This is a genomic window from Niveispirillum sp. (genome assembly GCF_052437035.1).
In the GTDB taxonomy this organism is placed as follows: domain Bacteria; phylum Pseudomonadota; class Alphaproteobacteria; order Azospirillales; family Azospirillaceae; genus Niveispirillum.
Window position 1 is genome coordinate 114,088 of the sequence record NZ_JBQVOH010000005.1, and the last position, 13,629, is coordinate 127,716.

The following is a 13,629-nucleotide window of genomic DNA, read 5'->3' on the forward strand; positions in this document are numbered from 1 at the left end:
TCCGGCAGGACGGCCACGGCCTGCGGAGTGTGGGTAGCGGTAATGAACCATCTGGCATCCGGGTTCGACATCAATCCTGACCAGGATCTGGTCGTGGGTGATGTGACGATCAGCCCGTCGCTGAACCGGATCGCCATGGGCGACCGCCAGCGCCGGGTGGAGCCGCGCATCATGCAGGTGCTGGTGCTGCTGGTTCGCCATCAGGGACAGTCGGTTTCCCGCGACACGCTGCTGCATCATTGCTGGGGCGGGGTGTTCGTCGCCGAAGACAGCCTGAACCGCTGCATCTTCCAGCTGCGCCGCGCGCTGCGCGATGTCGGCAGCGTCCGTCTGCGCGTGGAGACGATCCCGAAATTCGGATATGCCCTGTTCGTGGATGAAGGGGCGGAGGCAGAGGCCGCGCCTGTGGCGACCCCGGCCACCGACGGACAGGAAGCACCTGTTTTCACCGCCGATACGGATACCGCCCCCGCAGCGGCGGTTCTGCCGGTGGGTACGGTGCCGGCCACGGCAGAGGCACGCCGCCTGCGTCTGGCGCTGCTTGTTGCGGTGGCGCTGCTGTCGCTGGCCGTGATCGTGCTGGGTGTGGCCTATTGGCGGGCGGATCGGGCAGAGCCGTCGCTGGCCATCCCCGTTTTCGACGTGCTGCCGCTGACCCTGGAACCGGGGATGGACCTGTTCCCCGCCTTGTCGCCCGACGGGGAGATGGCGGCCTATGCCGCCCGCAATTCCTTTGACGATTTCGACATCATCCTGCGGGGCACCGGGCCCAATGGCCGGTCGGTGTCGCTGACCAATACGGCCGATCATGACCGGATGCCCGTCTGGTCGCCCCGGGGGGATGCCATTGCCTTCCTGCGCAGCGACCGCGACTGGAACTGCGCCATCTATGTCATCGCGGTGCCGGTGGGCAAGGAACGCCGCATCGGTGACTGTGTCGGTGATCAACTGCCCAATCTGGCCTGGCGGCCCGATGGGCAGGCCATCATCTTTACCGGCGTGCCTGATGCCACCGTGAAGATGTCACGCCTGATGATGATGCCGCTGGAGGGGGGGCAGGCCAGCCTGCTGCCGGTGCCGCCGGGCGGCAATGCCGATGACTGGATCCCCGCCTATTCCCCCGATGGCCGCAAACTGGCCTTTGCTCGCGCCTGGCCCGACGGCAAGCTGTCGATCATGGTGGTGGACACGCGCAGCGGCAAGGAACTGCACCGGCTGGCCCTGGACAGCACGTCTGTGAACTTTGCCTGGTCCGTCGATGGACGCGGCCTTTACATGACCAATGCCAGCCGGCAGCGGCGCGGCCTGTGGTATGTCGATCTGCAGACGACGCGCTGGCAGCAGGTGATGCCCGGCATCGGCCAGCTGGGCCGTCTGGCCGTGGCCAGCCAGCGCGGCAACATGGCCATGGAGATCTACCGTGGTCATGCCGACATTATGGAATTCACCTCCGACGCGCATGAGCGCACCCTGCAGGGGTCTGGCGCCAATGAATATGAGCCGCAGCTGTCGCCCGATGGGCGCGCGCTGGCCTTCGTGTCCGACCGCACCGGTGAGCCGCAAATCTGGCTGGCCGAGGATGACCGTCCGCCCCGGCCCCTGACCAATCTGCCGGGCGCCAACATGAACGGCCTGCGCTGGTCCCCCGATGGCCGCGCCCTGCTGTTCGTGGCGGAGGTGGCGATGGTCAGCGACCTGTACCGTGTCACCATCTCCGACGAGGCGACGGTGCGGCTGACCCATGACGGGCATGCCAAGAACGCGCCCGTCTGGATGCAAGATGGCCGTATCCGCATTCCCATCCGGGGGGATACGACCTGGGATATCTGGCTGATCGATCCAGCGGGTGCGGCGCCCGTGAAGATCGACGAGAACCGCGACTATATCGACATGTCGACCGATGGTTCCATGCTGCTGGTCGGCAATAGCGGTGGCACCAAGCTGACCTGGACCGCGTTGAAGGGGGAGGGCGGTGGAACGCTGGACCTGCCTGTCACGCTGCGCCGGCGCAATGTCGTGGTCTGCCCTGACACGATCTATGCCGCCCGCGTCAACCTGCCCTCGGCAGAGGTGGTTGCCGTGGACCGCAAGACCGGGGCGGAACGCCGCCTGGGCATGGTGGCCCGCACCGAAGGCCGGGGCCAGATCACCGCCGATTGTGCCAATGGATCGGTGATGATGATGCAGTTCGTGGGTCAGGAATCCGATCTGGTCCTGTTGAACCCTGTCAGGCCCGAGTGATTTTCCGTTGATGCGGTCAGCGCCGAATCTTTCCCTGGTTGCCGCAACGGCATCGGATTTGCCTTAGATTTTCCGAAGGATAGGCCGGGGCGGGGGAGGGGTGCCCATGTGCCGGAGAAGGGGGTGGGGGCGTGCCCCATCATCCATCTCACCGCCGCGATCATTCCGGAAATGCGCCCATCATCTTTCCATCATGTGTCAAAGATGGTCTGATCGATGTCAAATTACGTCATCTAAATCAGTGAGTTAGGATAAATCGCAGGCTTTCGTCAGGCGATGATCGGCTTTCAATCAGCCAATGATCATCTTTCCATCATGGTCAGTTCGATGCAGTCCGGCAATCTTTCCCCTGTCGCCGTCACGGATGCCTGAACAATCGGGCAAGGAACGGCACAGATCAGTTGGGGGAAATGATGAAGGACGGAAAACTCCGCCTGAAGGCATGCATCAATATCGAATTCCATACTGAAAACTTCGTCGAGGCGGGTGAGCATCAGAAGCGGCTGATCGAGCTGCTGGAAGAGGTGCAGCGCCATTATCCGGACAGTACGCTGGATCTGCGCGAACTGCGCAACCGCACCGCCGCCAATTCCGGGACCGCACCGCGTCCGCCGGTTACCCGCACTGGCCGTCTGCGTCCCTATGCCAGCGTCGCCTGATAGGGGGATTGTGTCATGCAACGTTATCCCAGCACGGCGCTGGCCATCACGCAGGCCCTGTTGAAGATCAATCCGCGCATGTCGCTGCGCACGGCGGCGGCCCTGCTGACCATCTGCGAGAATGAAGGCATCAGCCAGGCGGAACTCTCCTATCTGATGGGGGAGGCGCCCTGCGCCATCAGCCGGGCCATTGATGAGCTGTCGCGCGATGTGGAAGAGGGGCGGGGCGATGCCGCAGGTGCGCTGGTCGAACGCCGGGCCTGGACCCAGGATGCCCGTCTGCGCGTGGTGCAGCTGACGCCGCGTGGCCGCGCCATCCGTGACCTGCTGAACAGCCAGATCGAGGCGGCCCGCCCCATCGTGGCCGCCTGAATGCTATAGTTCATGCCCTTCAATCGCCGGCGCCCATATCCGTGGGCTTGGGATTACGCGGCACGAGCCGCGCGGCGGCAGTCGCCGCCCTATCACCGGTCAACAATTTTGACCGGTGATATTACCGCAGGGCGGTGAGCTGGGCATAATCGGCGCGCAGTTCGGCCAACCGGCCCGCCGCCGCCTCCGGGTCCGTGTCGACCAGTTCCATGGCCTTCTGCACCGCCATCTGCAAGCGCTGATGCGCCTCATTCACCACCAAGGCGCGGCCAAAGGCGACATTCATCGCCGTCAGGCCGCCCTGCAGGGCACGGCACAGGCTTTCTGCTGACCGCCCCATCCGGTCCACCGCCGAAACAAGTTCTGGCAGCTCCGCCGTCGCAGTGACCAATTGGTCAGCCAGCATGATTGTGGTGGCCAGGGGTCGTGCCTGAACCGGGAATTGGATGATCTCGCCCATACGCGGCCCCTCTTGCCGACTGTCGCGGGGCGTGCCTGCACCCGGTTGCCCACCGTCGCGCGGTCTGTGATTTCGGGCAAGCTATCCATTGGCACAGTTTCCAGCCGGCACCTGCAAGGCTGCCTTTCGCCATGCGACAGGAAATTTTCCGAATGGCCGCCGCCGCGTCCGTTTCGTGCAATCCGCCGCCCAACAACGAAATCGACCTGGGTGCGCTGCCATGCCTAGACTTTGGCCGTCAAAGCCGCCCGCAAAGAAAGGCGGCAGCAGCGATCCATCGGCCCGGAGGCCCCGCCCCATGCTGTTCGATTTCCCCGATTTCGATAATCACGAACTGGTTCTGTTCGGCCGCGACGAGGCCAGTGGTCTGGCCGCCATCATCGCCGTCCATTCAACGGCCCTGGGCCCCGCCTGTGGCGGTTGCCGCATGTGGCCCTATGTAAACGATACCGAAGCGATGCGCGACGCGCTGCGCCTGTCGCGGGGCATGAGCTACAAGAACGCCATGGCTGGCCTGCCGCTGGGCGGTGGCAAGTCCGTGATCATCGGCGACAGCCGCAAGGACAAGACGGACGAGCTGTTCCGCGCCTTTGGCCGCGTCATCGACAGTCTGGGCGGCAAGTACATCGCGGCGGAGGATGTGGGCATCAGTGTCGCCGACGTCATGACCATGGGCCAGACCACGCGCCATGTCGCGGGCCTGTCCAAGGGGCATGACGCGTCGGGCGACCCGTCGCCCTTCACGGCCTATGGCGTCTATATGGGCATCAAGGCCGCCGTCCGCCACAAACTGGCCACCGACAGCCTGAAGGGTGTGCGCGTCGCAGTGCAGGGCCTGGGCAATGTCGGCAGCCATCTGTGCCAGCGTCTGGCCGATGACGGCGCCATCCTGACGGTCACCGACATCCATGCCGATGCCGTGCAGCGCGCCGTGGACAAGTTCGGGGCCATTGCCGTGGCACCGGACCGTATCCATGCCGCCGATGCCGATGTCTACGCGCCCTGCGCTCTGGGTGCCGTCATCAATCCGCGCAGCCTGCCTGAACTGAAGGCGAAGATCGTGGCCGGTGGCGCCAACAACCAGCTTGAAACCGACCCGATGGGCGAGGCGCTGCGTGCCGCCGGCATCCTGTACGCGCCTGATTATGTGATCAATGGCGGCGGTATCATCAATGTTTCCGCCGAAGTGACGCAGGATTATGACCGCGATGCCGTGCTGCGTCAGGTGGAACGCATTCCTGTGACGCTGACGGAGATTTTCCGCCGCGCCGACCGGGAGAACCGGCCGACCAGTGCGGTTGCGGATGAGATGGCCCGCGAAATCCTGGCCGCCGGCAAGGGCGGGCAGAAGCAGGCGGCGTAAGGTTTTTATCTTCGAGCGGGTTGCCCTCACCCTCCCAAACGCTGGCGCGTTCGGGTCCCTCCCTCTCCCACGTTCGTGGGCGAGGGGGGGGACTTTGCCCCTCGCCCACTTGCGGGAGAGGGAGGGGCCCGGCGGCGTCAGCCGTCGGGAGGGTGAGGGAGCGGCGTCTCCGACCCCGTCTCTACGCCCCACCCAGCACCACGCGCGGGGCCACGATGATCCGGCGTAGCGGGGTGGCGCCCGGTGTTTCCACTTCGTCCAGCACCACCTCATAGCCCCAGAGATTGGCCAGGTGCTGCATGACGGCGCGGGCTTCCTCCTCCTCCAGCAGGATCTGGTTCATCACATGATGTTCCAGCATCAGCTTGCGGTCGCCGACCAGATCGACATCGACAATCTGGATATCGGCCTCGGCCCAGGCGATGTCGTATTGCCGGGCCAGCGCCTGACGTACGGCACGGTAACCGCGTTCATCATGGATGGCGGCCACCTTCATTTCCGGGTCACGCGCGTCATCGGCCACATGGAACATCCGGAATTTGCGGATCAGGGCCGGTGACAAGTACTGCAGGATGAAGCTTTCGTCCCGGAAATTGGCCCAGGCATCGCGCAGCGCGCCCATGGCGTCGCCGCGGCCCGCAAGGTCCGGGAACCAGTACCGGTCCTCCTGCGTGGGTTGCGTCGCGATCCGCTCGATATCCTGCATCATGGCAAAGCCCAGCGCGTAAGGATTGATGCCGCCATAGCGGCGGTCATCAAATTCCGGCTGGAACACCACATTGGTATGGCTGTGCATCGCCTCCATCCACGCCCCGTCGGTCAGGGCGCCGCGTTCATGCAGGGTGGACAGGATGCGGTAATGGCAATAGGTGGCGCAGCCTTCATTCATCACCTTGGTCTGGCGTTGCGGATAGAAATACTGTGCCACATGCCGCACGATGCGCAGGATTTCGCGCTGCCAGCCCTGCAGGCGCGGGGCCTTTTTCTCCAGGAAATAGAGGATATTCTCCTCCGGCAGTTCCAGCAGGGTGCGGCGGCGGTCGCGATCCGACAGGGGGCTGGCCCCGCCGGCCTTGGTGGGCACGGTGCGCCACAGGTCGTTGAAGGTGGCCTCCGCATGCTCCAGCCGTTCGCGCGCCCTTTTCTCCTCGTTCCGCAGGTCGGGGCCGCGACGACGGGGATAGCGGTGGACGCCGTGGTTCATCAGCGCATGGGCGGCATCCAGCACCCGTTCCACCATGGCATGGCCGTACCGTTCCTCGCACTGGCTGATATAGGCCTTGGCGAAGGACAGGTAATCCAGGATGCCGTCCGCATCGGTCCATTGCTGGAACAGGTAATTATTCTTGAAGAAATGGTTATGGCCGAAGGCCGCGTGCGCGATCACCAGTGTCTGCATCGTCATGGTGTTTTCTTCCATGATGTAGCTGATGCAGGGGTTGGAATTGATCACGATCTCATAGGCCAGCCCGCGCTGACCCTTGCGGTACATGGCCTCGTCGCGGGCGAAATGCTTGCCGAAGGACCAGTGCTTGTAGAACAGCGGCATGCCGATGCTGGAATAGGCGTCCAGCATCTGTTCGGACGTGATCACCTCGATCTGGTTGGTGTAGCAATCCAGACCCATGTCCCCCAACGCCACCTTCTCGATGGCGTCATAGACGCGGCGGACCTTGTCATAGTCCCAGTCGGCGCCGGTATAGAGCGGGGCGGTCTCAAAGGCGGTCAGGGTCATGCGCTCACCTCCGCCGGTTGCCCGGCCTTGTCCTTGGCGAACAGCTCGCGGAAGACGGGGTAGATTTCCTTGCGTTCGGTTACCCGCCGCATGGCCAGCACGCCGCCGGCATTGATCTGCTTGTAGGTGCGCCACAGGTCGGTTTCGCGCGGGCCGCCGCCATAGGGCAGGCCCGGCATCATTCCTTCCTGCCCCACCTCCAGATAGGCGTAATATTGACAGTCGGGCAGGATGCTGTCGGTCATCAGCTGCGCTGTCTTGGTATTGTCCGACAGGGCATTGTCGCCGTCGCTGGCCTGTGCCCCGTAAATGTTCCATTCACCGGGCGGATAGCGTTCCTTGATAACCCGCGCCATTTCTTCCAGCGCAGTCGATACCACCGTGCCGCCGGTCTCCGCGCTGTAGAAGAAGGTCTCTTCATCTACCTCCGCAGCGCGGTGGGTGTGGCGGATGAAGACCACGTCCACATGCTTGTACCGCCGCGACAAGAACAGGTAGAGCAGCATGTAGAAGCGCTTGGCCAGATCCTTCATATGCTCCGTCATGCTGCCCGACACATCCATCAGGCAAAACATGACCGCCTGCGCCGCCGGGCGCGGCGTGGCCGCGAAACGGTTGTAGCGGACATCGACGGGGTCGATATAGGGGATGCGCTGGGTGCGTTTCAGCGCCTCGGCCAGTGCCAGCCGCGCCTGTTCCAGCCGGTCGCGGTCGCGCCCCGTCCGTTCCAGATCATCGATTTCCTGCCGCAGGGCCTTGATCTCATCACCGGTCGGGCGGTGCAGGGCCATGCGCCGGGCCAGGCTGTTGCGCATGGTGCGCACCAGATTGAGGTTCGTGGGCGATCCCGCCACCGAATAGCCCGCACGGTGCCAGTCCATGGCGTCGGTGACCGCCAGCTTGCGCTTGGCCAGATCGGGAAGTTCCAGATCCTCCAGGAACAGGTCGATGAATTCCTCCCGGCTGAGGACAAAGCGGAATTCATCCTGGCCGTCGCCATCCTCCGATCCCTCATTGCCCCTGCCGGACCCGCCACCCTGCGGCGGGCGTTTGATCTTGTCGCCCGACATGAACTCCTTATTGCCGGGGACCACATAATCACGCTGCCCGCCGGTGGAAGACCGGCGCAGGGTCGGTTCGCGGATCCCGTCGGGGGAGATGGCGATATCCCCACCCATGTCGATATCGCGGATGCCGCGCTTGGCCGAGGCGTCGCGCACGGCCCGCATCACCTGTTCCTTGGCACGGCGCAGGAACCGCTGGCGGTTGGCCAGACTTTTACCCGAAGGATTGAGACGTCGGTCGACAATGGTGAACAAGGTTGCACCGTCCTTTCGATGGGGGCCGAACCCGTCGCCCCTCTCCCCCCGTGGTGGGAGAGGGGGCCGTCATCACCCCGCCTGTTTCACCCGCATGTACCATTCGACCAGACGGCGGACCTGCCGTTCCGTGTAGCCGCGGGCCATCATGCGATTGACGAACTCGCTGTGTTTCTTCTCCGTGTCGCTGTCCTTCTTGCTGCCGAAGCTGATGACGGGCAGCAGTTCCTCCACCTGGCTGAACATCCGCTTCTCGATGACGTCGCGCAGCTTTTCATAGCTGGTCCAGGACGGGTTGCGCCCGCTGTTGCCCGCCCGCATGCGCAGCGCGAATTTTACCACCTCGTTGCGGAAATCCTTGGGGTTGGCGATGCCCGCCGGCTTTTCGATCTTGGTCAGTTCCTGGTTCAGCAGGTCGCGGTTCAGAAGCTGGCCCGTGTCGGGGTCCTTGAAATCCTGATCCTCGATCCAGGCATCGGCATAATCGACATAGCGGTCGAACAGGTTCTGGCCATAGTCGTGGTAGCTTTCCAGATAGGCCTTCTGGATTTCATTGCCGATGAACTCCGCATAGCGCGGGGCGAGTTCACCCTTGATGAACTCCATATATTTCTTCTCCACCTCGTCGGGGAACTGTTCCCGCTTGATGGATTGTTCCAGGATGTACATCAGGTGAACGGGATCGGCCCCAACCTCCGTATTGTCATAGTTGAAGGTGCTGGCCAGGACCTTGAAGGCGAAGCGGGTGGAGATGCCGTTCATCCCCTCATCCACGCCGGCCGCGTCCTTATATTCCTGCATGGTCTTGGCCTTGGGGTCCGTCTCCTTCAGGCTTTCCCCATCATAGACCCGCATCTTGCTGAACAGGTTGGAATTGCCATGGTCGCGCAGGCGCGACAGGACCGTGAAGCGGGCCAGCATTTCCAACGTGGCCGGCGCACAGGGGGCGCCGGACAGTTCGGACGTCTTGATCAGCTTTTCATAGATGCGCTGTTCTTCCATCACGCGCAGGCAATAGGGGACCTTGACCACACAGATACGGTCGATGAAGGCCTCGTTATTCTTGTTGTTCTTGAAGCTCTGCCACTCCGCCTCATTGCTGTGCGCCATGATCACGCCCTGGAAGGGCAGGGCGCCGATATTCTCCGTCCCGATATAATTGCCCTCCTGCGTGGCGGTCAGCAGGGGGTGCAGCATCTTGATCGGGGCCTTGAACATCTCCACGAATTCCAGCATGCCCTGGTTGGCCCGGTTCAGGCCGCCGGAATAGCTGTAGGCGTCGGGATCATTCTGGCTGTAAAGCTCCAGCTTGCGGATATCGACCTTGCCGACCAGCGACGAGATATCCTGGTTGTTCTCATCCCCCGGCTCCGTCTTGGAGATGCCGATCTGGCGCAGGCGGGACGGGCGCAGCTTCACCACCTTGAAGCGGCGGATATCGCCGTCAAACTCATCCAGCCGTTTCAGCGCCCAGGGGCTCATCAAGCCTGTCAGGCGCCGGCGGGGAATGCAGAACTTCTCCTCTATCGTCGCACCCATGGTGGCGGGATCGAACAGGCCCAGGGGGCTTTCGAAGACCGGGCTGATCTGGTCGCCGGCTTTCAGCGCATAGATGGGCTTGTCCTCCATCAGCGCCTTCAACCGTTCGGCCAGCGAGGATTTGCCGCCGCCGACCGGGCCCAGCAGGTAGAGTACCTGCTTACGCTCTTCCAGCCCCTGGGCCGCATGGCGGAAGAAGCCGACGATGCGCTCAATCGTCTCCTCCATGCCAAAGAACTCGGCAAAGGCAGGGTAGACCTTGATGGTACGGTTCATGAAGATGCGGGCAAGCCGCGCATCTTTGGCCGTGTCGATCACTTCCGGCTCGCCAATGGCGGCCAGCAGCCGTTCGGCGGCGCTGGCATACATCAGCGGATCGTCGCGGCACCCCTCCAGGTACTCCATCAGCGACATCTCAACGTCGCGGCGGCTTTCATAGGAACTGGCGTAGCTGGCGAAAAGGTCTGTGACCAGACTGCTCATCGGCACTCTCCTTCCAGACGGCCGGTCGGGGGGCGATAGTGCGGGCATGGGCGTGCCATGCACCGCGACGCCGCGCCGGCGGGGGGCAGTGGGATAGGGTGGCGGTCGATCTTTGGCTCGCGCCGGGCCTCCCCGGCCCGAACCCGTTCCGGCCGCGTCAATGCGAACCGCCGGGTCATTCTTGTCGAACCCGCCACGGGGAACGGGGATGTGTCGGGGGCGGGCCGCAGGGCACCATCCGGTCGGACCGACCGGTCTGTGCGCTTGCTGATGGCCCTACCGTCACCCATCACCGCGTCTCCCAAGGTTGGGGGTCAATCGGTAATCAAGTTGTTGGTACTGAACGCAAAACTGTGATCACGAAACCGAACCGACGCAAAGCATCATCTCCCCCGATTGGGGCAGGCCGAAGGCATGTATGCATGCCGGGGCACCTGCCCGTCCGGGCGACCGGGCGGCGTTCGGCGCCTGCCCGTTTGGGGGAACCCTGTCCCCTGTCCATCCCCGCCCATCCAGCAACGGGAATCCGTACACACAGCATGACCCGAAAGAGGGCCATGGGTCAAAGCATACAGCCGCACACCTTTAACAATCCGTAACGACCGCTTTGCTTTTGCCACTTCTGGTCATGATATGGCGCGGCATGGGGCGGTCGGCCAGCCCCCCTGACCGGATGCGCCGACGGGCGAACTGGGGCGAATCGCCGACGCGAAACCGGCCCCCGGCAATTCCGTATAGTCATCCCGCGATGCGGAAGGGGCGGCCATGCGTTGTTCGCTGTTGCAACAGATTGGCTGATGATTTGATCTAGTCACGTGAACGCCATCGTTTTGGATCAACAGTTTCGCAAATTAGCCGTAATGGCTGGCGATGCTGCGATGCGTGAAGGGCAGTGGCTTTTTGCCGCTCACCGACACCGGCCAGGCCCGATGGTCCCGACCGTGACAAACGTTGAACCTGCGAAGGTGACATGATGAGCAGCGCCGATTTCGATAACGTATTCACCGCCGCCTGCGTTGAGCTGGGCCTGGATCCCGCCAACACCAATATCTTCGCGCTGGAATGCCGCCGCCAGGGTATGGACCCGAGCAAGACCCGCGCCTATGACCTGGACAAGAACCCGTCGCCGATGTGGGCGCAGTTCCGCAAGCTGAAGCGCGCTTCCTGATCCGCCGTCCCTTTCGGGCGCGTAACGGAATGTGAAGGGGCCGTCCCGCTGGGGCGGCCCTTTTTCGTTCCGCCCACCCTCTCCGGGGCCGATATTGGGTGTGTATGCCCAATATTTGCTTGTACAGGTCCAACCCTTTTCGGGCATGATCACCGCGACGGAATATCGCAGCGCAGTTGCGTAACCCCATCAGCGGGTGACCAGTAACGCGCCACGCGATGTGCGGCCGGATGCAGGCCTCTTGGGGAGGGCGATGCTGAAAGGGCTGGGCAGTTCCTTGGCGGCCAGACAGGCGGCGCGTGCCGTGCTTGCCGCCTGTCTCATCGGATTGGTGTTGAGCGGGCTGGAGGTTGCCTGGGCGACGTGGCGCGAACGCGGGAAGGCCAGCGATCTGGTCGAACAGATGCTCGACCTGACGGAAGGCAGTGCCGCCGCCGCCGCCTGGAACGTGGATGAGGCGCTGGCACAGCAGATCGGCAATTCCGCGCTGTCCATCGGCGCCATCGCCGGCATCGATATCCGCATATCGGAGGAACAGCCCCTCTGGTCCCGTCACCGGGCCCTGGCGGCGCCCAGTGGCGGCAGCGGGGCCATTGGGCGGCTGGTGTTCGGCGATCTGGCGCGGGGCACCCGCCTTCTGTACCGGCCCCTGCCTGACGGACGGGAAAAGCCGCCCATCGGCATTCTGCGCATCGACCTGGATATGGCGCGGGTATCGGCGGATTATATCGCCTTTGTCGGGTCATCGCTGCTGGGCGGGCTGGCGCGCAATATCCTGCTGGGCCTGATGCTGACCTGGGTGTTCCACCGGTTCCTGACCCGGCCCTTGGTCGAACTGGAACAGGCCGTGGCGGGGATCGACCCCGACAATCCCCGCGACACCCGCGTGAAGGTGCCCGCAGGCCACGAAACGGACGAGCTGGGTCGTCTGACCCAGCGTATCAATGAGACGCTGGACAAGCTGGATGAAAGCCAGGGGCAGCTCCGGCAGCTGGCGACGCGCGATCCGCTGACCGAACTGCCCAACCGTGCCCTGCTGCTGGAACGGCTGGAACATGCGCTGGCGCGGGCCCGGCGGACCAAGCGCGGCGTGGCGGTGCTGTTCCTGGACCTGGACCGGTTCAAGCATGTGAATGACAGCCTGGGCCATGACATGGGCGACCGGATGCTGCAGGGCATCGCCCGTCGCCTGGACGATACGCTGCGCCATTCCGACACGGTGGGCCGGCTGGGCGGGGATGAATTCCTGGTTCTGGTGGAGGATGTGAAGGAGCCGAAGGAGGCAATCCAGGTTGCCGACCGCATCCTGGCCACGCTGGCCCGTCCGCTGGACCTGGAAGGCCATCTGCTGCATCCCAGCGCCTCCATCGGCATCTCGCTCTGGCCCAGCGACGGGCAGGATGCGCGGCAGATCCTGCGCTGCGCCGATGTCGCCATGTACGCGGCCAAGGCGGCGGGCACCGGCTGCTGGCGGATGTTCAGCGCCGAGATGTCGGAACAGGCCATGGCCCGCCTGCGCACGGAGGCGCGGCTGCGCGCCGCCGAACTGCGTGGGGAGTTCGAGCTGTTCTATCAGCCCAAGGTGGACCCGCGCAGCCTGACCCTGCGGGGGGCGGAGGCGTTGCTGCGCTGGAAGACGGAGGATGGCTATATCGCTCCCGCCGACTTCATCCCCGTGGCGGAGGAGACGGGTCTGATCGGCCCCATCGGCGACTGGGTGCTGGGCGATGCCTGTCGGCAGGCGGCGGCCTGGCGCCGGCTTTATGGCGATCTGCCCGTGGCCATCAATGTCAGCCCACGTCAACTGGCGGATGCCGATTTCCCCAACCGTGTGCGGGCGGCGCTCGCCAATTCGGGTCTTCCTGCCCATCTGCTGACGCTGGAGATTACGGAAACGGTGGCGATGACGCAGGCGGCCGGCGATTTCGCCATGCTGCGGCTGTTGCGGGATATCGGCGTCGGCATGGCCATCGATGATTTCGGGACGGGTTATTCCTCCCTGTCCCACCTGCGGCGCATCCCGCTGACCGTGCTGAAGATCGATCGGGGTTTCATGCAGACGGTGCCGCATGACGTGGCCATCCCGGCCACCATACTGGAACTGGGCCAGCGCCTGGGGCTGGAGATCGTGGCGGAAGGGGTGGAGACGGAGGCGCAGCGCGACTGGCTCTGCACGCTCGATTGTCAGACGATCCAGGGCTTCCTGATTTCCCGCCCCCTGCCGGCAGCGGAGTTTGAGGAACGGTTCCTGGGGGAGGGGGTTCGGGCGGTGGGGTGAGGGCGCAACATC

General features: G+C 63.9%; 10 protein-coding genes. 6 read left to right on the plus strand and 4 right to left on the minus strand.

Annotated features, from left to right (window positions below):
• Positions 1-42 precede the first annotated feature (42 nt).
• From ACT6Q8_RS14280 to ACT6Q8_RS14290, 3 genes are all read left to right on the plus strand, one after another.
• Positions 43-2,241, plus strand: a complete 2,199-nt coding sequence (locus tag ACT6Q8_RS14280; protein WP_444733355.1) for a winged helix-turn-helix domain-containing protein — start codon at positions 43-45, stop codon at positions 2,239-2,241.
• Between the two features lie 410 nt (positions 2,242-2,651).
• Complete coding sequence (locus ACT6Q8_RS14285) at positions 2,652-2,900, plus strand: hypothetical protein (RefSeq protein WP_444733356.1); 249 nt, start codon at positions 2,652-2,654, stop codon at positions 2,898-2,900.
• 15 nt (positions 2,901-2,915) lie between these two features.
• Positions 2,916-3,272 carry a hypothetical protein gene (locus ACT6Q8_RS14290; protein ID WP_054168839.1) on the plus strand — a complete coding sequence of 119 codons (357 nt, stop codon included), beginning with the start codon at positions 2,916-2,918 and terminating at the stop codon, positions 3,270-3,272.
• A gap of 121 nt (positions 3,273-3,393) precedes the next feature.
• Here ACT6Q8_RS14290 and ACT6Q8_RS14295 read toward each other — a convergent pair whose 3' ends face one another.
• Positions 3,394-3,732, minus strand: a complete 339-nt coding sequence (locus ACT6Q8_RS14295; RefSeq protein ID WP_444733357.1) for a hypothetical protein — start codon at positions 3,730-3,732, stop codon at positions 3,394-3,396.
• A 298-nt stretch (positions 3,733-4,030) separates the two neighbouring features.
• On the opposite strand from ACT6Q8_RS14295, the gene ACT6Q8_RS14300 reads away from it, so the two are divergent.
• A complete protein-coding gene (locus ACT6Q8_RS14300) occupies positions 4,031-5,095 on the plus strand; it encodes a Glu/Leu/Phe/Val family dehydrogenase (RefSeq protein ID WP_444733358.1) in 1,065 nt (354 codons plus the stop codon).
• A gap of 181 nt (positions 5,096-5,276) precedes the next feature.
• Here ACT6Q8_RS14300 and ACT6Q8_RS14305 read toward each other — a convergent pair whose 3' ends face one another.
• The 3 genes from ACT6Q8_RS14305 to ACT6Q8_RS14315 form a co-directional block, all read right to left on the minus strand.
• On the minus strand, positions 5,277-6,830 hold the full coding sequence (locus ACT6Q8_RS14305) for a SpoVR family protein (protein ID WP_054168842.1): 1,554 nt from the start codon (positions 6,828-6,830) through the stop codon (positions 5,277-5,279).
• Entirely contained in the window at positions 6,827-8,149 is a 1,323-nt protein-coding gene (locus ACT6Q8_RS14310) for a YeaH/YhbH family protein (RefSeq protein ID WP_156344678.1), read from the minus strand. The genes ACT6Q8_RS14305 and ACT6Q8_RS14310 overlap by 4 nt, the downstream gene beginning before the upstream one ends.
• A gap of 72 nt (positions 8,150-8,221) precedes the next feature.
• Positions 8,222-10,171 (minus strand): PrkA family serine protein kinase, encoded by a 1,950-nt coding sequence (locus ACT6Q8_RS14315; RefSeq protein ID WP_054168844.1) that lies wholly within the window; start codon positions 10,169-10,171, stop codon positions 8,222-8,224.
• Positions 10,172-11,141: 970 nt separating this feature from the next.
• Between ACT6Q8_RS14315 and ACT6Q8_RS14320 the strand changes: the two genes are divergently transcribed.
• Both ACT6Q8_RS14320 and ACT6Q8_RS14325 read left to right on the plus strand, forming a co-directional pair.
• On the plus strand, positions 11,142-11,339 hold the full coding sequence (locus ACT6Q8_RS14320; RefSeq protein ID WP_054168845.1) for a hypothetical protein: 198 nt from the start codon (positions 11,142-11,144) through the stop codon (positions 11,337-11,339).
• Between the two features lie 253 nt (positions 11,340-11,592).
• Positions 11,593-13,617: a putative bifunctional diguanylate cyclase/phosphodiesterase gene (locus ACT6Q8_RS14325; RefSeq protein WP_444733359.1), complete on the plus strand. Its 2,025-nt coding sequence runs from the start codon at positions 11,593-11,595 to the stop codon at positions 13,615-13,617.
• Positions 13,618-13,629: the final 12 nt, after the last annotated feature.

Excerpts from the sequence above, each read along its gene's own strand:
- ACT6Q8_RS14305 (WP_054168842.1), bottom strand. The coding sequence starts at position 6,830 with ATGACCCTGACCGCCTTTGAGACCGCCCCGCTCTATACCGGCGCCGAC.
- ACT6Q8_RS14320 (WP_054168845.1), top strand. The coding sequence starts at position 11,142 with ATGATGAGCAGCGCCGATTTCGATAACGTATTCACCGCCGCCTGCGTT.
- ACT6Q8_RS14290 (WP_054168839.1), top strand. The coding sequence starts at position 2,916 with ATGCAACGTTATCCCAGCACGGCGCTGGCCATCACGCAGGCCCTGTTG.
- ACT6Q8_RS14280 (WP_444733355.1), top strand. The coding sequence starts at position 43 with ATGAACCATCTGGCATCCGGGTTCGACATCAATCCTGACCAGGATCTG.
- ACT6Q8_RS14295 (WP_444733357.1), bottom strand. The coding sequence starts at position 3,732 with ATGGGCGAGATCATCCAATTCCCGGTTCAGGCACGACCCCTGGCCACC.
- ACT6Q8_RS14285 (WP_444733356.1), top strand. The coding sequence starts at position 2,652 with ATGATGAAGGACGGAAAACTCCGCCTGAAGGCATGCATCAATATCGAA.
- ACT6Q8_RS14325 (WP_444733359.1), top strand. The coding sequence starts at position 11,593 with ATGCTGAAAGGGCTGGGCAGTTCCTTGGCGGCCAGACAGGCGGCGCGT.
- ACT6Q8_RS14300 (WP_444733358.1), top strand. The coding sequence starts at position 4,031 with ATGCTGTTCGATTTCCCCGATTTCGATAATCACGAACTGGTTCTGTTC.
- ACT6Q8_RS14315 (WP_054168844.1), bottom strand. The coding sequence starts at position 10,171 with ATGAGCAGTCTGGTCACAGACCTTTTCGCCAGCTACGCCAGTTCCTAT.